The organism is Paraburkholderia steynii, from assembly GCF_900100565.1.
GTDB lineage: Bacteria > Pseudomonadota > Gammaproteobacteria > Burkholderiales > Burkholderiaceae > Paraburkholderia > Paraburkholderia terrae.
Map to the genome: position 1 here is coordinate 24067 of NZ_FNDI01000017.1, position 23029 is coordinate 47095.

At 61.1% G+C, this 23029-nt stretch carries 25 protein-coding genes and 1 pseudogene; 20 read left to right on the top strand and 6 right to left on the bottom strand.

What is annotated here, in order from left to right; all coding sequences use genetic code 11:
* The first annotated feature begins 72 nt into the window (after positions 1-72).
* From BLT65_RS27305 to BLT65_RS47310, 8 genes are all read left to right on the top strand, one after another.
* Positions 73-2238, top strand: a complete 2166-nt coding sequence (locus BLT65_RS27305; RefSeq protein WP_091783272.1) for a hybrid sensor histidine kinase/response regulator — start codon at positions 73-75, stop codon at positions 2236-2238.
* Positions 2235-3869, top strand: coding sequence for a response regulator (locus tag BLT65_RS27310; RefSeq protein ID WP_091783274.1), 1635 nt, complete (start codon positions 2235-2237; stop codon positions 3867-3869). The genes BLT65_RS27305 and BLT65_RS27310 overlap by 4 nt, the downstream gene beginning before the upstream one ends.
* A complete protein-coding gene (locus BLT65_RS27315) occupies positions 3866-4498 on the top strand; it encodes a response regulator (RefSeq protein WP_007583214.1) in 633 nt (210 codons plus the stop codon). The genes BLT65_RS27310 and BLT65_RS27315 overlap by 4 nt, the downstream gene beginning before the upstream one ends.
* Before the next feature lie 172 nt (positions 4499-4670).
* Positions 4671-5546, top strand: a complete 876-nt coding sequence (locus tag BLT65_RS27320) for a type 2 periplasmic-binding domain-containing protein (protein WP_091783651.1) — start codon at positions 4671-4673, stop codon at positions 5544-5546.
* A gap of 247 nt (positions 5547-5793) precedes the next feature.
* Positions 5794-6321: a phasin family protein gene (locus BLT65_RS27325; protein ID WP_091783276.1), complete on the top strand. Its 528-nt coding sequence runs from the start codon at positions 5794-5796 to the stop codon at positions 6319-6321.
* Positions 6322-6509: 188 nt separating this feature from the next.
* Positions 6510-7253, top strand: coding sequence for an acetoacetyl-CoA reductase (gene phbB, locus BLT65_RS27330; protein WP_091783279.1), 744 nt, complete (start codon positions 6510-6512; stop codon positions 7251-7253).
* A gap of 69 nt (positions 7254-7322) precedes the next feature.
* A complete protein-coding gene (locus BLT65_RS47305; RefSeq protein ID WP_156132270.1) occupies positions 7323-7499 on the top strand; it encodes a hypothetical protein in 177 nt (58 codons plus the stop codon).
* Between the two features lie 45 nt (positions 7500-7544).
* On the top strand, positions 7545-7703 hold the full coding sequence (locus BLT65_RS47310; RefSeq protein ID WP_007583207.1) for a hypothetical protein: 159 nt from the start codon (positions 7545-7547) through the stop codon (positions 7701-7703).
* A gap of 34 nt (positions 7704-7737) precedes the next feature.
* Here the strand turns inward: BLT65_RS47310 and BLT65_RS27335 are convergent, their stop codons facing one another.
* Both BLT65_RS27335 and BLT65_RS27340 read right to left on the bottom strand, forming a co-directional pair.
* Entirely contained in the window at positions 7738-8985 is a 1248-nt protein-coding gene (locus tag BLT65_RS27335) for a LysR family transcriptional regulator (protein WP_091783282.1), read from the bottom strand.
* Positions 8986-9025: 40 nt separating this feature from the next.
* Positions 9026-9727 (bottom strand): GntR family transcriptional regulator, encoded by a 702-nt coding sequence (locus BLT65_RS27340; RefSeq protein WP_091783285.1) that lies wholly within the window; start codon positions 9725-9727, stop codon positions 9026-9028.
* Between the two features lie 38 nt (positions 9728-9765).
* Between BLT65_RS27340 and BLT65_RS46605 the strand changes: the two genes are divergently transcribed.
* The 5 genes from BLT65_RS46605 (at position 9766) to surE (ending at position 14485) form a co-directional block, all read left to right on the top strand.
* Positions 9766-10251, top strand: coding sequence for a hypothetical protein (locus BLT65_RS46605; protein WP_143036566.1), 486 nt, complete (start codon positions 9766-9768; stop codon positions 10249-10251).
* Between the two features lie 115 nt (positions 10252-10366).
* On the top strand, positions 10367-11710 hold the full coding sequence (locus BLT65_RS27345) for an MFS transporter (RefSeq protein WP_042306055.1): 1344 nt from the start codon (positions 10367-10369) through the stop codon (positions 11708-11710).
* A gap of 84 nt (positions 11711-11794) precedes the next feature.
* The gene (locus BLT65_RS27350; RefSeq protein WP_091783288.1) at positions 11795-12337 is read left to right on the top strand and encodes a hypothetical protein; all 543 of its coding nucleotides are present in this window, start codon (positions 11795-11797) and stop codon (positions 12335-12337) included.
* 61 nt (positions 12338-12398) lie between these two features.
* Positions 12399-13619, top strand: a complete 1221-nt coding sequence (locus BLT65_RS27355) for a porin (protein WP_091783291.1) — start codon at positions 12399-12401, stop codon at positions 13617-13619.
* Positions 13620-13702: 83 nt separating this feature from the next.
* Positions 13703-14485, top strand: a complete 783-nt coding sequence (surE, locus tag BLT65_RS27360; protein ID WP_091783294.1) for a 5'/3'-nucleotidase SurE — start codon at positions 13703-13705, stop codon at positions 14483-14485.
* A 6-nt stretch (positions 14486-14491) separates the two neighbouring features.
* Here the strand turns inward: surE and BLT65_RS27365 are convergent, their stop codons facing one another.
* Entirely contained in the window at positions 14492-14956 is a 465-nt protein-coding gene (locus BLT65_RS27365) for a YeeE/YedE family protein (RefSeq protein WP_091783296.1), read from the bottom strand.
* Between the two features lies 1 nt (position 14957).
* Positions 14958-15392: a YeeE/YedE family protein gene (locus BLT65_RS27370; RefSeq protein ID WP_091783298.1), complete on the bottom strand. Its 435-nt coding sequence runs from the start codon at positions 15390-15392 to the stop codon at positions 14958-14960.
* Positions 15393-15680: 288 nt separating this feature from the next.
* On the opposite strand from BLT65_RS27370, the gene BLT65_RS27375 reads away from it, so the two are divergent.
* The 5 genes from BLT65_RS27375 (at position 15681) to BLT65_RS27395 (ending at position 19597) form a co-directional block, all read left to right on the top strand.
* Entirely contained in the window at positions 15681-16598 is a 918-nt protein-coding gene (locus BLT65_RS27375) for a DMT family transporter (protein WP_091783300.1), read from the top strand.
* Between the two features lie 206 nt (positions 16599-16804).
* A complete protein-coding gene (locus BLT65_RS27380; protein ID WP_091783302.1) occupies positions 16805-17134 on the top strand; it encodes a cupin domain-containing protein in 330 nt (109 codons plus the stop codon).
* A gap of 429 nt (positions 17135-17563) precedes the next feature.
* The gene (locus tag BLT65_RS27385; protein ID WP_091783654.1) at positions 17564-18157 is read left to right on the top strand and encodes a cytochrome b/b6 domain-containing protein; all 594 of its coding nucleotides are present in this window, start codon (positions 17564-17566) and stop codon (positions 18155-18157) included.
* A gap of 3 nt (positions 18158-18160) precedes the next feature.
* On the top strand, positions 18161-18934 hold the full coding sequence (locus BLT65_RS27390; RefSeq protein ID WP_091783303.1) for a molybdopterin-dependent oxidoreductase: 774 nt from the start codon (positions 18161-18163) through the stop codon (positions 18932-18934).
* Between the two features lie 48 nt (positions 18935-18982).
* Complete coding sequence (locus BLT65_RS27395) at positions 18983-19597, top strand: hypothetical protein (protein WP_091783305.1); 615 nt, start codon at positions 18983-18985, stop codon at positions 19595-19597.
* Between the two features lie 304 nt (positions 19598-19901).
* Here the strand turns inward: BLT65_RS27395 and BLT65_RS48035 are convergent.
* Together BLT65_RS48035 and BLT65_RS27405 are read right to left on the bottom strand one after the other, a co-directional pair.
* Positions 19902-20084: pseudogene (locus BLT65_RS48035) on the bottom strand (low affinity iron permease family protein); the annotation flags it as partial.
* 315 nt (positions 20085-20399) lie between these two features.
* Positions 20400-20648 carry a hypothetical protein gene (locus BLT65_RS27405; protein ID WP_143036567.1) on the bottom strand — a complete coding sequence of 83 codons (249 nt, stop codon included), beginning with the start codon at positions 20646-20648 and terminating at the stop codon, positions 20400-20402.
* A 161-nt stretch (positions 20649-20809) separates the two neighbouring features.
* On the opposite strand from BLT65_RS27405, the gene BLT65_RS27410 reads away from it, so the two are divergent.
* Together BLT65_RS27410 and BLT65_RS27415 are read left to right on the top strand one after the other, a co-directional pair.
* Positions 20810-21805: a 2-hydroxyacid dehydrogenase gene (locus BLT65_RS27410; protein ID WP_091783310.1), complete on the top strand. Its 996-nt coding sequence runs from the start codon at positions 20810-20812 to the stop codon at positions 21803-21805.
* Between the two features lie 99 nt (positions 21806-21904).
* Positions 21905-22723 (top strand): hypothetical protein, encoded by an 819-nt coding sequence (locus BLT65_RS27415; protein WP_091783313.1) that lies wholly within the window; start codon positions 21905-21907, stop codon positions 22721-22723.
* Positions 22724-23029: the final 306 nt, after the last annotated feature.

The following is a 23029-nucleotide window of genomic DNA, read 5'->3' on the forward strand; positions in this document are numbered from 1 at the left end:
TGGGCCAATGGACCGCGCTTTGGCATCGAGTGCAGAATAAGACAACCAGAATGGCAGCACTCGCGGGGGGATATGGCTCTCGACAGGTTCGACGCAGGGTGGAGCGGACTCCGTTACGTGCGGCGCAGCGTGGTGCTGCGGCTGCTCGGGACGGTGCTCGCGTTCAGCTGCGCGATCACGCTGATCCTCACGGCCGTGCAGCTGTATCGCGACTATCAGCGCGGCGTCGAGCAGATCCAGAACCGCCTCGTCGATATCGACCGCAGCAATCGCGACAGTCTTGGCGAAGCGCTCTGGCGCCTTGACGAGCCGCAACTCCAGCTCGAACTCGAAGGCATGCTGCGGCTCGCCGATATCCGCGCGGCGGAAGTGCGCGAGCTGCCTTCCGCCAGCTCTGCGATGGTCGTGAGCGTGGGCCAGCGCATGCCCCGCATGACGGTCGCCCGCGAGTTCCCGATCATGTACCGCGTGCAAGACAAGGTCGAGCAGATCGGCACGCTGTATGTCGAGGCGACGCTCGCCAACCTCTATCACGACCTGACGCGCACGGCGCTCGTGATACTCGTGAGCCAGGGCGCGAATACATTTCTCGTCGCGTTGTTCACGTTTTACATCCTGTGGCGGCTTCTCACGCGGCACCTCGCGGCTATAGCGCGCAGCGTAAGCGACTACGACTTTCACGAGCCGCAGCGCCCGTTCGTTCTGCAACGCAAGCCGCCGCGCGAGCCGGACGAACTCGACCGCGTGGTGTCGGCGTTCAACGCAATGGGGATGCGGCTGCATCGCGCGTATCTCGACGAACGCGAAGCGGCCGTCGAGCGTGAAGCGCGGCACATGGCGGAAGCGGCCAATCGCGCGAAGGGCGAGTTCCTCGCGAACCTGAGTCACGAATTGCGCACGCCGCTCAACGGCATTCTTGGCTATGCGCAGATTCTCCGGCGCGACAGTACGCTCAGCCTGCGTCAGCGCGACGGCGTCGCCGTGATCCAGCAGAGCGGCGAGCATCTGCTGTCGCTGATCGACGAAACGCTCGATTTCGCGAAGGTCGAAGCGGGCAAGCTGCGTATCGAGATTTGCGACGTGCCGCTGGCGGGCCTCGTCGACACGATTCGCGAGATCATCGGCGTGAAGGCCGAGCAGCGCAAGCTCGCGTTCGAATGCACGGTTGCCGACGATGCACCCGGCGGCGTGCGCGCCGACGAACACCGTTTGCGGCAGGTGCTGCTCAATCTGCTGTCGAACGCGGTGAAGTTCACCGATGAGGGGAGCGTGCGCCTCTTTATCGGGCGCGCGGAAAACGGCGCGGCCCGCTTCGAGGTCCACGACACGGGCATCGGCATTGCCGCCGAGTATCACGAGAAAATCTTCATGCCGTTCGAACAGGCAGGCGGCGCGGAACGCCGCGCGGGCGGCACGGGGCTTGGCCTCGCGATCAGCCGGCAATTCGTGCGCGCGATGGGCGGCGAAGTGAAGGTCGAAAGCGCACCCGGTGGCGGCAGCGTCTTCTGGTTCGAGTTGCCGGCCGCGCTCATCGATCCGGCCGCCGCGCGCGCCGGAGGTGTCATGGGTGCCGCCACGATCATCACAGGCTATCAAGGTCCACGCCGCAAGGTGCTCGTGATCGACGATGTGCAGATCAACCGCGCGGTCATCGTCGAGTTGCTGACGCGTATCGGCTTCGACACCGTGGAGTCCGCCAGTGGCGCCGACGGCATCGCGCTCGCGCAAACGGAACACCCCGATCTGATACTCACGGACATCGTGATGCCCGGCATCGACGGTCTGACTGCGACGCGCCGCTTCCGCGCGATGCCCGCCTTCGCGCACACACCGATCATCGCGATCTCGGCGTCGCCATTCGGCGTAGACGGCGCTAGGAGCCTCGAAGCGGGCGCGAACGCGTTCGTCAACAAGCCGGTCGATTTCGACGTGCTGCTCGCGCGGATTGCGGCGCTACTCGGCATCGACTGGATTCGCGAGGCTGTCCAGCCGCAAGCCGGACCATCGATGCCGGCGACCCCGCCAGCCAACATTCCCGCCGACGCGATGAGCGAGCTGCATCAGCTCGCGCGCGACGGCAACATGAGCGGCATCGTGCAATGGGCGGAGCGGATTGCGGCGAGCGATCCGTCGCACGCGGCGTTTGCTGCGCGGCTGCATCAACTGGCGCGCGCCTGGCAGTCGAAGGCGATCCTGCAACTGGTGGAGCGGTATCTCGAAGGGAATACGGCATCATGAGCCACCTCGCTGCGTCCGCCGTGCCGTCGGGCACGATCCTGATCGTCGACGATACGCCCGCCAATGTCGGCGTGGTCGTCGACAGTCTCGAGGCGCGCGGCATCCGCGTGCTGGTTGCGCTCGACGGCATCGAGGCGCTCGAACGCGCGGCGTTCGCGCAGCCCGATCTGATTCTGCTCGACGTGAAGATGCCCGGCATCGACGGCTTTGAAACCTGTCGCCGGCTCAAGCGCGATGAACGCACGCGCGATATCGCCGTGATCTTCATGACCTCGCTGACGGGCAACGAAGACCGCGTGGAAGGGTTTTCCTCGGGCGGTGTCGATTACGTGACCAAACCGCTGCGCGTCGACGAGATGCTCGCGCGCGTCGGCGTGCATCTCGAACTGCGCGCGATGCACAAGCAACTCGTTGCGCAGAACCGGCAACTGCTGGCCGAAGTCGCCGTGCGCAAGGAAACGGAAGCGGCGCTCGAGCAGGTACGCGACGATCTCGAACGGCGCGTCGCGTTGCGCACGGAAGAACTGGCACGCGCGAATGCGGACCTGCAGGCGCAGATCGACGAACGCCGCCGCGCGGACGCGCGCTTGCAGGCAAGCGAGGCGCGCTTTCGCGCGATCGTCGAAACGAGCCCCGTGCCGTTGTGCATCACGTCGATGCCGGATGGACGCATCCTGTACACGAACGCGCCGCTGCGCGCGCTGCTCGGCATTCGCGAGGGCACGGCCTTGAACATCGCTAACATCGCGGACTTCTACGCGGACCCGGTCGAACGCGAGAGGCTGATCGGCCATCTGCGAACGGAGGGCAGTTTGCGCGATACGGAAGTCCGGTTCCGCCGTCCGGACGGCACGCAGTTCTGGGCAATGGCGACCGCGCGCGTCGCGACCTACGACGACTCGCCCGCCATCTATGTCGGCCTGAACGACATTACCGGGCGCAAGCAGATGGAACAGGAACTGGTCGAGTCGCGCGAGCAGCAACGCGAGCTTTCCGCCTACATGGAAGCGATCCGCGAAGAGGAGAGAAAGCGCATCGCGATGGAGATTCACGACGAACTCGGCCAGTTGCTGACCGCGCTGAAGATGGACGTCTCGCTGCTGAAGATGCGCCTCGCGCACGACCCGGAATCGCTGAAAAAGGCCGACGACATGCGCGAGCTGGTCGAAGGCACGATCTGGATGGTGCGCAACGTTGCGAGCCACTTGCGGCCTGCCGCGCTCAACTTCGGCATCGTGTCGGCGCTCGAGTGGCTCGTCGACGAGTTCAACCGGCGCAATGCGATTCCCTGCGAACTGCGCATCGAAGGCGGCGAGCCCGCGCTGTCGGACGCACACGCAACGGCCGTGTTCCGCATCGTGCAGGCGTCGCTGACCAACGTGGCGCGTCATGCGAACGCGACGCGTGTCCACGTGTCGGTGATTTCGACCGCGGACCAACTCGAACTGCATGTGCGCGACAACGGCTGCGGCTTCGACCTGGAGGCGGCGCACCGCGACTATTCGTATGGACTGCTCGGCATGAACGAGCGCGCGCGGCTGATCGGCGCGACGCTGTCGATCGACAGCGCGCAGGGCGCCGGCACGACGGTTTCGATTCACATTCCGCTCGATGGCGGGCTCAAACTATGATCAGGATACTCATTGCAGACGATCACGCGATCGTTCGCGGCGGACTCAGGCAGATCATCGCGACGACGAGCGACATGATCGTCGCGGCGGAAGCGGCGCACGGCGCCGAAGTCGTCGACAAGCTGCGCAGTTGCGCGGTCGATCTGCTGTTGCTCGACATGACGATGCCGGGCATCAGCGGTGTCGATCTGATCCGCCGCGTGCGGGCCGAGCAGCCTGCGTTGCCCGTGCTGGTGCTGAGCATCCACGACGAGGCGCAGGTCGCGTCGCGCGCGCTGCGCGCCGGCGCGACGGGTTATCTGACGAAAGACAGCGATCCCGATGTGCTGCTCGCGGCGATCCGCAAGCTCGCAGACGGCGGACGCTTCATCGATCCGAAGCTCGTCGATGCGATGGTTTTCGAAACGCATCGCGGCGACATGCCGCCCCATGAAGTCCTGTCCGACCGCGAATTTCAGGTGCTGCAGATGCTGGCGGCGGGCAAGAGCATCAACGAGATCGCCGACACCTGCGCGCTCAGCGCAAAGACGATTAGTACACACAAGATGCGACTGATGCAGAAACTCGGCCTCGCGAACAACGCCGAGGTGATCCGTTACGCGATCCGCCACGGACTGATCGTCGAATAGCTGCAAAAAGCAGGTTCAACATGCCCGAAGCGATTGAAGGCTTCGAGTAAGTATTGCGTTTGCAATATGTCAGCGGGTTTGTCCGAATGTCGATGCCACTATGCTCCGTGACACGATCGGAGCAGGCTCGATATCGTGCGACCGCACGTTCCCGTATTCGTCACTCGTACTTATGCATCGCAGGCGTTTCCTTTTCGCCGCGGCAAGTGCTGCGGGCGCCTCGCTCGCTGCACGGTCCGCACCGGGCGAGCACTTCGAAATCATCTATCCACAGATCCGGCCGGGCAGGGATGTGCATGCCGCGTTCGCGCTCGCCACGCTCGATCTCGCGATGAAAGCGGCCAATGCGTCCTATTCGACCCGGCAGGTCGAACTCGTGATGGAACGCGGCCGTGCGCTCGCCGAACTCGCGAGCGGCACGACCATCAATCTGCACTGGACCAGCATGGATGCGCAGGCCGAGCGCGGCCTGAACGTCGTACATATTCCGATTCATCGCGGGTTGATCGGGTATCGGGTGTTTCTGATCCGGCAGGACCGGCAGCCTGACTTCGACCGGATCGAAACGCTCGACGATCTGCGTTCGATGACGGGTGTTCAAGGGCTGGGCTGGATCGATACCGAGATCATGCGCAACGCCGGTCTCGCCGTGCAGACGACATCGAGTTACGAAACGATCTTCAAGATGGTCGAAGGCCGGCGCGTCGACTATTTTCCTCGTGGCGCGATCGAAGCGTACCCGGAGGTCGAGTCGCGCAAGGAGACCGAGCCGAGTCTCGCCGTCGAGAACCGTTTGCTGCTCGCGTATCGCTCGGATTTTCTGTTCTATGTGTCGCCGAATCAGGAGCGGCTCGCGGCGACGATCGCGCGAGGCTTCGCGGCGGCCTGGCGTGATGGCTCGTATCTGAAGCTGTTCAACACGCATCCGTATATCCAGAACGGATTGAAGCGCACGAATCTGGCGAGTCGGAAAATCATTCGTCTGGACAATCCGTTCCTGTCGGATGAAGACCGTGCGATTCCCGACATGTACTGGTTGCATCTTTAGCGTGCCGCTGAAACGTAATCAGCCATGATTTGTATCAACATTTGGGAAATCGACATTAAAACCTAGGGTAACTACCTACTAAAGACCATTTAATGATTGTCAAATGATGTGTTTAGAATGACGCTTCAAATTGTGCTTCGCACCAAACAAACGTTTATTGCGAACACACATGCTATTCGCATGAAGCAGCGCGGCCCCGCTGTGCATGTGGCATGGATCTAATTAGTAAGACTAACGGAGTCGCGTCATGAACACACGGAATTCCGTAGGTGTCATTTCGGCGTGGGAGCCCGGCATGTCCGCTCTCCACGCTTGGGCCAATCCCTTCGTTCGCGAAGTGCAATCCATCGTCGCGCTGAATCTGCAGACGATTAGCCAGTTGAACGGCGAGGCGCTGAAAACCATGAGCGTGGTCAGCAACGCTCGCACGCTGGACGCATGGGCCGCAATCCAATGGAGTGCGGTCAATAATGGCATGTCGCTATTTGCGGACTACGGCCAGGAACTGGGCCGTATCGTTTCGCAGTTCAATGTAGCGCTTCAGGAAGTCGGACAAACACAAGCGAAAAAGAACGACATCCATCTGCGCTGCGCCGTCGATGCATTCCAGAGCCGCACGCAAGCGGCAGCATCCGCCATGACGTCGGCTGTCGCGACGGCGCTTTCCACTGCGCCGACGCCCGAAGCGCTCGCGCAACAGCAAACCGAAGAGGTAATTGCGCGCGCCGCGCGCACCGAGGCCGATACGCGTCCTCACAAAGCGGTTGTCGATTAATCACCTAAGCACAGGCGTACGCCGAACCATCTACCGACACGCGACGTCGCAGTGACTCGCGAAACGCGCGCGCCGCAGTGAGCGGCGACATAAAGGATCAGTCGGGGAGACCAGTCAACGGCTGTATCTGCGAACCAGCCGGTTGACGATCGGGAAGCTTCGCAATGAACGACTGACAGGTGTAAAGGATGACTAATCGAATTGCTGTGGTAACGGGCGGTATGGGTGGTCTGGGCGAGGCTATCAGTGTCCGTTTGCACGATGCCGGCTATCGCGTGGTCGTGACGTGCTCGCCCGGCAACACGTGCTCGGACGAATGGCTTGCCTCGATGGAAGCCTCAGGCCGCGCGTTTTACGCGTATTCCGTCGACGTCGCCGACTACGATTCGTGTTACGCCTGCGTGGCGAAGATCACGGCAGAGATCGGTCCCGTCGACATCCTCGTGAACAATGCGGGCATCACGCGCGACATGACGCTGCGCAAGCTCGACAAGGTGAACTGGGACGCCGTCATGCGCACGAATCTCGATTCCGTCTTCAACATGACGAAGCCGGTGTGCGAAATGATGATGGAGCGCGGTTGGGGACGGGTGATCAATATCTCGTCGGTGAATGGCTCGAAGGGATCGGTTGGGCAGACCAACTATGCGGCCGCGAAGGCGGGTATGCACGGCTTCACGAAGGCACTCGCGCTCGAGGTGGCGCGCAAGGGCGTGACCGTCAACACGATTTCCCCCGGTTATCTCGCCACGAAGATGGTCACCGCGATTCCGCAGGAAATCCTCGACACGAAGATCCTGCCGCAGATTCCCGCCGGCCGCCTGGGCAAGCCGGAAGAAGTGGCCGCGCTCGTCGCGTTCCTGTGTACGGACGATGCGGGTTTCATTACGGGGGCGAACCTGGCCGTGAACGGCGGCCAACATATGAACTGATTTTGTATCGACAAAAACAGGGCCTACGCAGTCCAGAGAAAGCGGAAAGGGCCCGACAAGGAAGAAGTGGTGGAGACAAAACAACAGCTTTATCAATGCCGGTGTACGAACCAGATCGTCGTCGTGAACCGGACTTTTGGGCCGCGTACGCCAGCGGATCGCGATGCAGGTCGATACCGCGAACTGGTTTTCGAGCAATGCATCAATGCAGGCAATTGTCCGAAGGCCGGACAGTGCCCGCTCTGAAAACATGGTGCGACGCTGCAGGCGTAGTTGTCACAGGGGATGGCAATGAACGAAACATGGATTGTGACTGTTCTTGGAGGATCCGTGCTGTTGATTGCGTTGCTGTCGGTGGTGCAGCACTACCGTCGCGAGCGATCGCGCGCGGAATTGCTGAAGAATCTCGATCACCATAGCTGGTGCCGCTTCTCGCGCGCGAGACGCTGACTTCAGGTAGCTGCCGCGCGGAGCATCGCGCGGCTTACGCTTCCGCCATGCTGATGGTGCGCGCAACGTCGACGACGGCAAGACGTATCGCGTCGATCAACGCGCGCGCGGCCGGGGACGGTGTCCCTGCGCCGCGCATCGTGAGGCCGATATCGCGCCGCGTGTTGTGCAGCTTCACGTCGAGCACGACCAGTTCACCCGACTGACACTCATAGTGCAATTGTTGCGCGGACAGTGCCGCGAGCATGTCCGTGCCGAGCAGCAGGCCGCGAATTACCGCGAGGTCCGCCGTTTCGACGGACGGCATCGGCGGCTTGAGTTTGATCCGCTTGAATTGCGCTTCGAACAGCCCGCGTGCGGGCGCGTGGCTGCGCGGCACGATCCACTGCACGTTTTGCAGATCGGCGAGCGTCAGCCCGCGTGCGTTCGCCAGCGGATGCGCGCGACGCGCCAGCACGACCATCTCATCCGACATCAAACGCTCGTTCAACAGCCCGCTGGATGCATCGTTCTCGCGCAGCGCGCCGAGAATGAAATCGATGTCGCCCGCGCGCAGCCCCGCGACCAACGTTTCGTACGCGCTCTCGTCGGTGATGATGCGCACGCCGGGATGCTTCGCGCTCATGCTCGCGATCGCTTTCGGCAGGATCAGCGTACGCCCGAGCGGCAGCGCACCCACCGTCACCGCGCCCTGAATGTAGCCGTGCAACGCGGCGATATCGTCGGGTACGTGGCGCAACTCGTTCAGCGCGCGGCGCACGTGCAGCAGGAACGTTTCGCCTTCCTCGGTCAACAGGATGCCGCGCGGATTGCGATGGAACAGTTGCAGTCCCGAGCCGCTTTCGAGCACGCGAATCGCGGTGCTCACGGCCGGCTGACTGATCCCGAACGCCTTTGCCGCGCTCGGCATATGCCGGTGACGCGCGAGCGCAACGAACAGTTGCAGCCGCCGCGTATTGAGCAGATAGGCGGGCAACGACCCTTCCGCAGCAGGACGGCGGCGCGCCTGACGCGCGGCGCACCATTGCGCGAGTTCTTCGAGTTCCGTGAAAAGCCGCTCACTGCGATGCAGCACGGCGCGGCCGACGGGTGTCGGCAGCATGCCCGAAGGCTTGCGGTCGAACAGCGCTTCGCCGAGCGCTGCTTCGAGTTCCTGCACCGAGCGCGTTACAGCCGATTGCGCGCGAAACAGCGCGGAAGCCGCGCGCGTCGCACTGCCCGTATCCGCGACGAGTTTGAAGGCGCGCAATTGCGCGATGTTGAGAAGATCTCTGCTGCTCACGGAATGGGCCACAAAAAAGTACTAAAAACCGGAATCGCCATCATGCCGCGCCTGCGATCAGATGCAGCGTTGGCAACGACAGATTGAGGCTTTCCTTCGATATATGCGTGTGCTCCTTCATGAGCGCGTCGACGCGCGCGCCTTCGCCGTTGACGAGCGCGTTGACGATCGCATGATGTTGCCGGTGCGCATACGTGAGCATCGAAAACTGGCGGTCTCGCGCCGATTCGTCGAACGCGATGGTTGATGGCGCGACGAATGGAATCTTGTCGTTCAGGCTCAGCGCGGCGCTGACTGCGGCGTTCCGCGCGGCGTTGACGATCAGCGCATGGAAGCGGCCGTTCATCGCTGCGTAGCGCACGTCGTCGCCATGCTTCAACGCGCCTGCGTTGAAGATCTCGTCGCCCTCGCGCAGACAGGCATTCAGCGACGCGGCCAGCGCCACCGACACACCGCTCTCCGCAACCATCCGCGCAGCGAGACCTTCGAGCACGCCACGCACGTCGATTGCATTCAGCACGTCGCGCACGCTGAAGCGCCGCACCACGAAACCGCGTGCGCCCGAGCGTTCGAGCAGCGCCTCGCTTGCCAGCACGCTCAACGCATAGCGCAGCGGCGTGCGCGATACCCCGAGCCATTGCGCGAGTTGCGCCTCGACGAGACGCTGGCCGGGCGCCAGTTCGCCTGCGAGGATCTTTTCTCGCAGCGTTTGAACAATCGCTTGCTGGGTTGTCTCGTTCATGTGTTTCGACTCATCGGCTGGTCAGTATAACGGCGCTCATGATCGCGCAACAACGCCTTCACAACGCATTGCGACTTGATTCGCTTGCCATCTGTTCTGTTTATCGGCGTGTACGTCTGCCCGTAGCGAAGCGAACTGAGCGTTCCACGTCTCGGGATACCACAGAGCTTGATCTGTCGGGCAATCGAGCCGGGTCCGACCTGCTCGGTCATCGCGTTGAGCCTTGTCTTACCGAATCTGACTGGCCTTTCATGTGGTTTACCCGCACTACCGGGAATGGATGCCGTTTCTATATCTTTGTATCCCAAGATAGCCGCAAGTCCAAGAAGTACGAAGACCGCGGCCCATCCGACTGGCGCGTGAGCGCTGCGCGGCGTGAAGTAACGGAAGACATCGAAATGGCAAGGATTATGAGTGGTATCGGAACGTCGAATGTGCCGACTGTGACGATCACAAATCCCGGCATGGTCCGGCATGCGAAGCGAAACACGCAAAGCATTCCTGAAGACGCGCCGGGTATCTGAAGCGGTGTAGCGAACGACACCGCTGACTCTTCCGTAGTCGCTTTTCTCCTTCGATACAACAAGACCCCGGGTTCGACAGAAGCCCGGGGCGGGGAACCTTTTTTCGGAGACATCTATGAAACCAACAGAATCAGTCGACATCAAGGCGTTCATCGACGCACGCAAGATGTCCGCGTACCAGTGGCTCGTGCTTGTGCTGTGCTTCTGGATCGTCACGATGGACGGGCTCGATACGGCCGTCATGGGGTTCGTTGCGCCCGTCATCATGCACGACTGGAGCGTGAGCCGCGCCGCCTTCGGGCCGGTGATGAGCGCCGCGATGGTGGGCCTCGCGGTTGGCGCGCTGGTCGCCGGACCGATGGCGGACCGCATCGGGCGAAAGAAAATATTGATTGGCTCCGTGTTCTGCTTCGGTTTTTTCAGCCTGCTTTGCGCTTTCGCGGAGACACCCACCGCGCTCGTCATCCTGCGCTTTCTGACGGGCCTCGGTCTCGGCGCCGCGATGCCGAACTCGACGACGCTTCTGTCCGAATACGTGCCTTCGCGCAGCCGTTCTCTGCTGCTGACGATCATGTTCACCGGCTTCAACTTCGGCTCGGGCGCGGGCGGCTTCGTCGCCGCGTGGCTGATTCCGCATTTCGGCTGGCGCGCGGTGTTCATGTTCGGCGGCATTCTGCCTATTGTCAGCTTGCCGTTGCTGCTGTGGCTGCTGCCCGAGTCCGCGCGTCTGATGCTCGTGCGCAAGGCCGTCACGGAGCGCATTGCACACACGTTGGGACGTGTATGCGGACACCGGTTTGCTGACGACGTTCGCTTTACCGCGCCGGAACCTGTCGTTGCAGAGAAAGCACCCGTGCGCATGCTGTTCGCGGACGGCTACGCGATGAGCACGCTGATGCTGTGGGTCACGTACTTTATGGGCCTGCTGATCATCTATCTGCTGACGGGCTGGCTGCCGACGCTCATCAAGGACGCGGGCCTGCCTGTCGAACGTGCTGCCGCGATCACGGGCATGTTCCAGCTGGGCGGCACGATCGGCGCGGTGGCGGTCGGCTTTGCAATGGACCGGATGGACCGCAATGCCGTCATCGGTTTCTCGTATCTGCTGGGCGGCGTGTTCATCTTCGCGCTCGGCATGGGCACGCTCCAATCCGGCACGCTGCCCGTTCTCGTTGCGTGTGCCGGCTTCTTCATGAGCGGCGCGCAAACGGGCCTCAACGCGCTCGCGCCGAGTTGCTACCCGACACGTGCCCGTGCGACGGGCGTCAGCTGGATGCTGGGCTTTGGCCGGCTTGGCGGGATTCTGGGTTCGCTGGTGGGCGGTGCATTGCTCTCGCTGGGCTTCAGCTTTGCGACCGTGTTCTCGGTGCTCGCCGTGCCCGCCGTGATTGCCGCCATTGCGATCGTGATGAACCGCGTTGCGTTGCGCTTCATCACAAGCCCGGTCGCCGATGTCTGAAGTTAGTACGTGAAGTTCGCCGATGGCGATGCGCCATCGGCTTTCGCAGCACCCGACGTTTAAACCGGCATGAGGAGACACGAGATGGCTGGCAACTTCAGCATTAGCGGAAAAGAACTCGGCGGCAATCCAGCGCTGAACGTTTCAGGCTGGCCAAGCCTGGCCGCGATGATTCGCGCGGGACTGGCAGCCGGTTTGCTCGGCGCGGTGATCATCTGGATCTACGAGGCAGTGGTCTGGGTCGGCATCCAGCACCTGATGCCGCTCGCGGGTATTCCGCGTAACGCGACGGGGCTGGTGTTCGGCAAGGCGGTGCAGGAATCGATCGGCGTGTGGGCGTATGTCGTCGGCACGGGCATTCACTTCGTCTTTGCGCTTGCGTGGGGCGTGCTGTTCGCGCTGATCTGGCCGTACTTTCAACGTCGCGGATACGAAGCGACTTTTGTCGCGCTCTTTTACGCCGTGCTTGCGTGGATCGTGATGCACGTCGCAATCATTGTCGTCTCGGATAACCACCCGGATTACTCGAATCCGAATGTCGTGATTGGCGGATTCATGTCTCACTTCTTCTTTACCGTGCCGCTGGCTTTGACGGTGAAGCGGAAATTGAGTCAATACAGAACATAACGGCGAAGCGCTTTAAAGAACTCAAACAGCAGCAAAAACCAGGAAGATGGAGGTCATAAGAATGAAGAGGAGTACCAGTAGCGTCAAGGCGGTTGTCATTGGCGCGGCAATCGTTGGCGGCGCGCCGGCTTTTGCGCAGAGCAGCGTGACACTGTACGGTATTGTCGATAACGGACTGGCTTATCAAAGCAGTTCGACGTCGCTTGGATCGACCAGCGGCGGGCACTCGGTCGTCAAGATGACGCCGGGCGTGTGGGCGGGCAGCCGCTTCGGCCTGAAAGGCGGGGAAGATCTCGGCGGCGGTACCAAAGCGATCTTTCAATTGGAGTCGGGCTTTAATTCGGGAACGGGCGCGCAGCAGTACACGAATGCGATGTTCGGGCGTCTTGCGTATGTCGGCGTGACGAATCCGACCTACGGTACGTTCACAGCGGGCCGCCAGTACGCCTCGTATTACCAGTTGCTGTCGCCGTATAGCCCGACGACCTGGATCACGGGCTTCTACGGCGCGCATCCTGGCGATATCGACGGGCTCGACACGATCTATCGTGCGAACAATACACTCGAGTACACGTCGCCGAAGCTGTACGGTTTGACGGTGAGCGGCTCGTATTCGCTCGGCGGCGTGGCGGGCAGCGTGAATCAGGGCTCGACGTGGACGACCGCGATCCAGTACGCACTGGGCCCGATCGGTCTCGCGGTCGGCTTCTCGCGGATCAACAATTCGACCTCCGGCGGCGGCGCGTGGGGCGCGGATTCCACCACGACGAACGGCGGCTCGCAGATCGGCGTATCCGCGTTGACGAACGGCTATCAGACGGCGCGCGCGCAGCAGCGTTTTGCCGTCGGCGGCGGCTATACGTTCAACAGCGCGTGGGACGTGACGGCGACGTACTCGAACGTTCAGTACATTCCCGGCATCAATTCGAAGTTCACCGATACTGCGATCTTCAACACGGCTGGCGCCGTGCTGCACTGGAAACCGGCTGTGACGTGGGACTTCGCCGCGGGCTACAGCTACACGCGTGCGACTCGCGCGAATGGCATTACGGATAGCGCGTCGTATCAGCAGTTCAACCTGTCCCAGTACTATTCGCTGTCCAAGCGTACGGGCCTCTATGCGCTCGAAGCATATCAACGCGCGAATGGCAAGACGCTCGGCACGAACGGCGCGGGGCAGATCATCGACGCAACGGCGAGTATCGGCGATGGCTTCAACTCGACGCCGTCGTCGACGGCCAGTCAGTTTGCGTTTGGCCTTGGTGTGATTCATCGCTTCTGATGTGAAGCGAAAAGCCGAACCGGTGAACCCGGTTCGGCTTGTGGTAGCGTAACGGCATCTGTCCGTTACCGGTATCTCACGTCATGTCTGCATCCTTCAGCAAGGTCCCCCGCGTTCTCCTCACCAACGACGACGGCATCGACGCTCCCGGCCTTGCCGTGCTCGAAGCCGTAGCCAACGAGCTCGCCGACGAAGTATGGGTCGTCGCGCCCGAGCACGATCAGAGCGGCACGTCGCACTCGATCAGCCTGCATTCACCGCTGCGCGTGAGCCGCCAGGGCGAGCGCCGCTTCGGCGTGGTGGGCACGCCTGGCGATTGCGTCGTGATGGCCGTGCGTCATCTGATGCGCGACACGCCGCCGACGCTCGTGTTGTCCGGCATCAATCGCGGCGGCAATCTCGGCGTCGAGACGATGTTCTCCGGCACCGTTGGCGCGGCGATGACAGGGCTGCTGCTCGGGCTGCCGTCGATTGCATTGAGCCAGGTCTTCCGGGACCGCGAGAACGTGCGCTGGGATACCGCACGCGCACTCGCGCCGGGCGCGATCCGCCAATTGCTGGCCATCGAACACGACGCGCCCGTTTGCCTGAACGTCAATTTCCCCGATGTCGATGCGTCGGCGGCGGGTCCGCTGACACCGACGAAGCAGGGCGTGGGCCTCGTGGAAGGTATCGACGTGCTGCCGCAGGTCGACCCGCGCGGCCTCGAATACCACTGGCTGCGATTCCAGCGTGGCCCGCGCGAGAACGCACCCGATAGCGAAACGGCTGTGGTCGCTTCGGGGCGCGTATCGGTGACGCCGCTTTACTTCGACCGCACGGACGAGAGCACCTTCGCGAAGCTGTCGGCGTCGTTGAGTGCTTGAGGTTTGTCACGGGCCCGGAACCTCGCGTGCCGTGGCTTTCTTCCGCTCATCCAGCCTGAAGACGGCCATGCCGGCGACCATTGCCGCCACGAAGCCGACAGCCTTGGGGTAGCCAGCGCCAAGCGCAACGAGCGCGGGCCCCGGGCAGAAACCGGCCAAACCCCAGCCGATACCGAAAGCAGCGCTACCAAGAACCAGTCTCGGCGTAATGGCCGTGCTGATGGGAAGTTGCATCGGCAATTCAAGGAATGACCTGTCACGGCGTCTGGCTACGAAAAATGCAAGTGAGCCGACCGCAACGGCGCCAACCATCACAAAGGCCAGTGATGGGTCCCACTGGCCGGCCAGATCGAGGAAACCCAGCACCTTCGCCGGGTTTGCCATACCTGACACCATCAGGCCGACCCCGAAAAGAAGGCCGGCGAGCAATGCCGTAAACGGTGCGATGAGCGTTGCCTTGAGGGCTGCCATATCAGCCTCCGATCAGGTGACGTTGGACAAAGACAGTCAGAAATCCCGCGACCATGAAGGTTGCGGTGGCGACGAGCGAGCGCACAGACCCTCTGGAGAGACCACATACGCCGTGCCCGCTGGTGCAGCCGCTGGCATAGCGGGTACCCATGCCGACAAGAAACCCGGCCGCAAGGATCACGCCCCAGCTAGCCTCGATCTCTGCCTGTGCAGGCTTGCCCAGCAGTCCGGCGATGACAGGCGCTCCCACGAGCCCCGCCAGAAATGCGAGACGCCAGTTGACGTCATCGCGCGGCCATCCCAGCAGGCCACCGAAGATGCCACTGATGCCGGCGACTCGCCCGTTGAACAATACCAGCACGGCAACCGCGGCACCGATCACGAGCCCGCCTGTCAAGGAGAGGCCAGGGGTGAAATGGTCAAGGTCGAGCAGCATGATGAGGGTCCTTAGTGCTTTGGGCAGAACTGTTCATAAAGTGTTGCCTTGTTTCAAGGTCCGCTGTTTAACTGTTTCCAGGAAGCAGGCCATGATTATGCGTTCCGGAAAAAGCAATGCCCGATTGGCGGGGTGCGCTTTCAATTTTGATTGAAGTCTGGCAATGTCGTCGACTCAGGCGTGCATGTTCGGTCGCAATCGATGCTTTGGCTCGGGCGACGTAAGCGAGAATAGCTTCCTGTCAATTCGATACTAGCGATCTCGGCCATACGCCGATAAGGGAGACGCGTGCAGTACCCGCAATATTTCAACCGCTTTTTCGCCGGCTCAAGCGTAGAAGCGGGGATCTTCATCATGGTCCTCACAACGGCAACCTTTGCGGGAAGTGACTCCATGGTCAAGGTCATCGGTTCTTCCGTGCCGCTGCTTGCGCTGCTCTGGGTCCGGTATGTGTTCCAGACGGTCGTGCTTGCGGTCTGGGTGATACGGCGCGGAGTCGGTGACCTCCACGGCGCGCGGCCATTCCGATTGCAATTGCTGCGTGCCATTCTGCTGCTCCTCAACTCCGCCTCGACCTTTGCGGGGCTGCGCTATCTGCCGCTTCCCGTCACCACTTCGCTGGCAATGATGGCTCCGCTGATCACCACGGTACTGGCCGCAACGCTCCTCGGTGAGAATGTGGCGAGAAGCAAATGGGCAATGGTCATTCTCGGCTTCATCGGCATGCTGATGGTTGTGCGCCCCGGCGGCGGCCAGTTTACGTGGGCGGTGTGCTTTCCGATCGCCGCCGCAACGACCTTCGCGTGCTTTCAGGTCGTGTCCAGCAAGTTGTCGAAGACGGGTGACCCGATGATCACCAATTTTCTGACTGGATTGGTGGCGACACTCATGCTTTCCGCACTCTTGTGGACTGCTCAGGCGACCCTGTTCCCCGAGATAAAAAGCGTGCGCTTCGGTAGCTGGCTGCTTGTTCTTGTGATGGCGTCGCTCGCAACTGCGGGGCACTCGTTGATGCTGCAGGCGCTTAGACGTGCGCCCCTCGCAGTGCTCACACCTTTCGGCTATGCGCAACTGGCGTTCGCCACGCTCTTTAGCTGGGTCTTCTTTGGTCAGATACCGGATCTATGGATGACGCTTGGCATGCTCGTGATTGCATGTAGCGGGATCGGGACGGTGCTACTTCATGCACGTGGTCGCGGTGCCTGAACGGGAAGGGTTTGATGCGGCGGTCGATGCAAATGGACTGGCTCGAATTCGGCCTATGCCGCCACGCGCGTGCGGTCATCGGTGCGCAGCGCTAGCTGCCGTTGGTCGAGACGTCGATTTAACTCATACCATCGTACACAAATTCGTCGCTACCCTCGATATCAACCTGGACGTTACAGTGAGACCTCATCTCACAGGAGGCTAAATTGAATGACAAGGACATTCCCCTCGCGAACAGCAAGGTACGATATGAGACGCTGCTGATCAAGGAAGACTACTCCGTCTCCCAGACCACGGTCCTTCCCGGCGGCGAAACGCAATGGCATCACCATACAAACGTGAGAGACCGCTTTGTCGTAGTCAAAGGCGTGCTCACTGTTGAAACGAAAACAGGCGCGTTGGTCGACAAAAGGCACGTCGTTGACCATCACACGGTCGAACCCGGCGTCATCCACCACGTCAGGAATGAGACGTGTGACGACGTGGTGTACATCAACATCCAGTCCGGAGGGGAGCGCGATATCGTGCTCGCTTAAACGCGGATCGGGCGTCGATCATCACGCTCAACGGGAGAACGCCTACGAATCATGCCCGACAAGGGCAGCGACGGCCTGAGGCAGTTTCTATATGCAGGGTCGCGAGCCGGGCAGGAATCGCTGCAAGCGGATCGCTGCCGATCCCCCTAAGCCGGCACATGACGCTAGGTACCAGTGCCGGCTTTTGCGTTGCATAGACGCATTTCATCACGCGGACGGACATCGCCTCTGCGCACATCGGTCATTTGACCGATGCCCTCGCTGCCGTACACCTGCGATCCTTGTCGTCAGATCAACCCGTCGCCGCTGCGGAAACGTAACGCCAGCTTCGGCGCGTTGAACCATGGCGCACGCACGATGCCCGCTTTATCCGCGCTCTTGCAGAGTATCCCGCAACGTGCTTTCCATACCGCAGGCAATGAGGTGTTCTTGAGTCACGCCACGATTCATCCCGTATGGGTCCGCGCTTTCCACTGGATCAACGCAGCAGCAGTGATCCTCATGTGCATGAGCGGCTGGCAGGTGTATGACGCGTCTCCCATTTTCGGGGCGATACGTTTCCCGGCGGCTATCACGCTCGGCGGCTGGCTGGGCGGCGCGCTGCTCTGGCACTTCGCGGTCATGTGGATATTGGTCGCCAACTTCGTTGCGTACCTGGCGTTGGGCGTCTTCACCGGGCGACTGCGCAGAACCATTTTTCCCATCACCCTTCGCGCGATTGCGACCGACCTTGTTGCTGCCCTGCGCGGGAAGCTCAGCCACAGCGATCTCAGCGTGTACAACGCTGTACAGAAGCTGGCGTACCTTGTCGTCATCGTCGACATTGCGCTGGTGATCGTGTCTGGCCTGACGATCTGGAAGCCAGTGCAGTTCCCGGTTCTGCGGACGCTGATGGGTGGCTTCGACAACGCACGCATCGTCCATTTTGTTGCGATGAGCGTACTCGTTGGTTTCTTCGCGATCCATGTCGCCATGGTCGCGCTCGTGCCGCGATCGCTGCTTACCATGGTCCGGGGCCGCTAGATCATGAACTCAGGTAAAGACGTGGGGACGCTCGACGCCGCATCCATCATCAAGGACGCGCAGAAGGAATTGCGTTCGTCTTCGCGGCGCCTCTTCGGCAAGCGAATCCTGACGCTGGGCGGCCTCGCACTATTGTCCGGTTGCGATCTGACGAACGACAGGTCGGTGAACAACCTGCTACGCACGATGTCCTCGTTTAACGACGACGCGCAGGCGCTACTCTTCGATCGACTCAAGCTCGCGCCGACTTATCCGGACTCGATGATCACGCGCCCATTTCCGTTCAACGCTTTCTATGACATCGATCAGGTGCCGGAGGTCGATGCACAGACTTATCGGCTAGAGCTCACGGGTCTCGTCAAAGGCCGGCGCGTGTGGACGCTCGGCGAGCTGAGCGCACTGCCGCAACGCAGCCAGGTGACGCGGCATATCTGTATCGAAGGCTGGAGCGCGATCGGCAAGTGGGGCGGCGCGCGTTTCTCGGATTTTCTGTTGCTGGCCGGTGCGGATACGACGGCGAAATACGTTGCGCTGCATTGCGCCGACAACTACTGGACGAGCATCGACATGCCAACGGCGCTGCATCCGCAGACGCTGCTGACGCTGACCTATGACGGCAACGTCCTGCCCGCGAAATATGGCTTCCCGATGAAGCTTCGCATCCCGACCAAGCTCGGCTACAAGAACCCGAAACATATCGTCGCTATCACCGTGACGAACGAATTTCCCGGTGGCTACTGGGAAAACCAGGGCTACAACTGGTTCGGCGGATCCTGACCCGCGCGCCGCAGATTTTTTCAATCACATCACACCAACGGAGTTCCTATGCCCATTCGTTTCAAGCTCGCTGCTTCCTTCGTCGCGCTCACGCTTGCCAGCGCATCGTTCGCTCAATCTTCGGCCACGAAGCCCGAGCGTATCCGCGGCGACATCGTGTCGTTCTCCGGCAATACGTTGACGGTGCATCGCCGCAGTGGCGAAACCGTGACGATCGCCATGAGCGACGCGTCGAAGGTTAGCGCCGTGAAGCCGATCCAGCTCGCCGATATCAAACCGGGTTCCTACGTCGGCGCGGCGGCCACACCCGGTCCCGACGGCAAGCTGACTGCGAAGGAGGTGCTGGTCTTCCCCGAGGCTGCGCGCGGCACGGGCGAAGGTCACTATGCATGGGATCTCGGCGCCAACAGTTCGATGACGAATGCGAATGTGGACACGGTTGTCGAGAGCACGAGCGGACGCGACCTGAAGCTCTCGTACAAGGGCGGAAGCAACTCGATCACGGTGCCGGCCAACGTGCCTGTCGTGACGCTCGCGCCCGCCACGCGTGCTGATCTGATCGCGGGAAAGAAAGTGTTCGTGGTGGCGGCCCCGGCCAACGGCGGGAGCTACGGCGCGCAATTCGTCGTGGTCGAAAAGGACGGCGTAGCGCCGCCGATGTAAATGTGCCTTGCGTGGCGGTATTGCTTGAGGTCGGTGGAGTAGGGTGCTTTAGAAACCTTAGTTCAAGAGACGGTCGTTAGCTAGACGCGAACGTCTCCTCCTGCCTTCCCGGTCGTTTTAGAGGAGTAGGGTAGTTCAGGCTTTTGACCGGGCATTTGGGTGCTCTCGCTGACTTTCGAACGTAACAGCTGAAGCAATTCCCTCAGTACCTGGTTAGCCCAGTTCGCCGAACATCCCGACGAGCGTACCCTGAGCAACAGTCTGGCACAAGAGTTGCGCATCTAGATCGATGTGATTGAGGAGAAATGAGCTGATTGCTCGCCTCTCTGTGCGAAGCGAGCAACTCGTTGAGCTTCGGATGGACCGAGACGCCATCCTTATTCTGACTTTGCTGGATGAGGAAGACCATGAGGAAGGTGACGATGGTCGTGCCAGTATTGATGACAAGCTGCCACGCGTCAGAATAATGGAAAAGCGGTCCCGGAACTATTTCCTCGAGAATCCGCGTGAAAACTGCTCTTAATTAATTGGTTTATATGGTCATTGCCGATCTGTTAAGGCTCAAACACTTCGATCAGTTGCATAGGCCGGAAACCCTTGTCCGGGTTGGGCTGTTGGGGGATACCGGCCGGCAAAGTCGATTTAGTCAGGTAGCGAGAACGGATTCCGCGATATCGACGTTAAATGGAGGAAAAGTTGACCTGCGCGAATCGTTGAGCAAGAGAACAGGGCGCTCTCAACGAATTAGAACCCGGCACGCCATCGATACGATTGGGGAAGCGAAAACCCGTCGGATCGTGTTTTAGAAAAAGGCATCAGGTTCTATAGGCTGTGGTGTAAATAAAAGGTAAAGAGGAATCGCGGCTCGTTGCAGTTTGCTGAGCTCGAATTGACCTTTGCGAATGCGATGCATCAGTTCGATGCCGGAAATCGGCTTTGCCACTTGCTCATGCCTCGCCGTCCACTCGTTAAACCGCGAGCTTAAACTGGCTGCAGTCTCATTTGCACCAGAACCGATTTGCGACGGAATGCTCTTAAAGAGGACGACCATTGGACCAAGGTCCCCTATCATCCCGCACGCGCATGATCTAGTCTTTTCACTGACCACCCTCTACGTTGAAATTGCCACGACACGCTCAACCGCCCGTGCGCAGGTAGTGCGCACCGTGGTTCGGGCATTTATCGTGATTATCCGGAGACCGGAGGCACGCCATGGAGATCGCCGTTTTCAGCTCGACGCCCTACGAGCGCCGCTACCTCATCGAGGCCAACGCCAACGGGCATCACACGCTGAATTTCTTCGAGGTGCCGTTGACGGCCGAATCAACAGGCCTCGCGAGCGGCTATCCCGCTGTCTGCATTTTCGTCAACGATCGCGCGGACGCCCAGGTGCTGGAAGCGCTCCAGCAAGGCGGCACGCGGCTCGTGGCGCTGCGCTGCACGGGCTTCAATAACGTCGATCTTGAGACGGCGGCCCGTCTCGGGATGAAAGTGGTTCGCGTGGTCGACTATTCGCCGAACTCCGTCGCGGAACATGCGGTGGCACTGCTGCTCGCAATCAACCGGAAAATCCATCGCGCGTACAACCGGACGCGGGATTCGAATTATTCGCTAGATGGCCTGATCGGTTTCGACCTGACGGGCAAGACGGTCGCCGTCGTTGGCACCGGCAAGATCGGTCGTGTGTTCGCGAAGATCATGCTCGGCTTCGGCTGTGAAGTGATCGGCTACGATCCGGTGCCGTCGCGGGAGTTCGAAGCGCTGGGCACGCGTTACGCGGCCCCCGGCGAGATCGGGGAGAGAGCGGACGTCATTTCGCTGCACTGCCCGCTGACGCCGGCGACGCACCACATCATCAACGCCGAAACGCTGTCGCGCGCCAAGCCGGGAGCGTTGCTGATCAACACGAGCCGCGGCGCGCTGATCGATACGAAGGCCGTCATCGAAGCCCTTAAAACGGGTCAGTTGGGTGGTGTGGCGATCGACGTCTACGAGCAGGAGGCAAACCTGTTCTTCAGGGATCTGTCGAGCGTCGTGATCGCGGACGACATCATCCAGCGGCTGGTCTCTTTTCCTAATGTAATCGTGACGGGGCATCAGGCGTTTCTCACGCGGGAAGCGCTGACCACGATCTGCGAAACGACGCTTCAAAGCGCAACGGCATTCGAGGAAGGCCGGACGCTCGAAAACGAAATCGAGGCCCGTTGACTCACGCTTTCTGCATATGCGGCAGCGCATTCATCAGAGTGGAAGCTGGGTCGACCGGGGGGCGCGTTCATACGAATGGAAGCAGAGGAGACTCCCTTCATGCGCGGATACTGCGGATACATCGCCGCTCTGACATTCGTCGCGACGTTCGCACAGGCGTCGGACGCTGCGCCGACGCGAAGCGAGGTGGACGACCACTGGCAATTCGCGGTGGCACCCTACCTGTGGCTGCCATCCGTGGACGGCACGATGCGCTTCTCGCTGCCTGGCGGCGGCGCCGATGCGTCCACGGGCCCATACGATTATCTGCAGAACCTCAAATTCGCTTTCATGATTCAAGGCGAAGCGCGCAAGGGCGACTGGAGTTTCTTCGCGGACGGGATCTATCTGAACTTCGGGCGCCACGAGAGTGCGGTCAACGCCACGAACGGTCTGTTCGGGCCACGCGAAACGCAGAAGAGCGTCGAAACAAGCTTTCGCGGCACGCTGATCGAGATCGGCGGCGGGCGCACAATGATTCGGCAGTCGTGGGGTTACGTCGATGCGATCGTGGGGATGCGCTACCTCGGCGTGAAGGGCACGCTCGACGCGACAGCCGTCTCGACCACGAGCACCGGTGTGGGCGCGAATCCGCAACTAGACGTATCGCAGGTGCAGAACATTTTCGACGGCTTCGCGGGCGTGCGGGGGCGCGTGTCGATCACGGGCGACGGCCGGTGGTACGTGCCGTTCTATCTCGACCTGGGCGCCGGAACGTCGAAGTTCACATGGCAGGCGATGACCGGGCTCGGCTACGCGCTGAAATGGGGCGACGTCAGTCTGACGTATCGGTATCTGGCGTTCTACGGCTCGGTCGATCAGCTCGTGCAGACGCTGCGGTTCAGCGGTCCGAGCCTGAATGTGATCTTCAGGTTCTGAATGCGTGGAGTCTGGAAAATTGGTGCCGCGCACCGCAGATGGACAGATGAATGGGCCATACATGAGTCAACCCCACGACGGCAGCACTGATGGTGATTGACGCAACTCAAGATGGGATGACTAGACGCTTACCGCGAAGTAGGGCATGTCGCCGTTGTTGACGTTGTAGAAGCCGGGCGCGTTCGAGCCTTCGCCCGAATGTGTAAGTGACAGTGCATGCGAATGACGCTTCATGGCGGGCTCCGGCTCAACCGCCTGGGTTTATGGATCACCAGCCGCTGCCGCATAACGTCACCGCCGATCTCT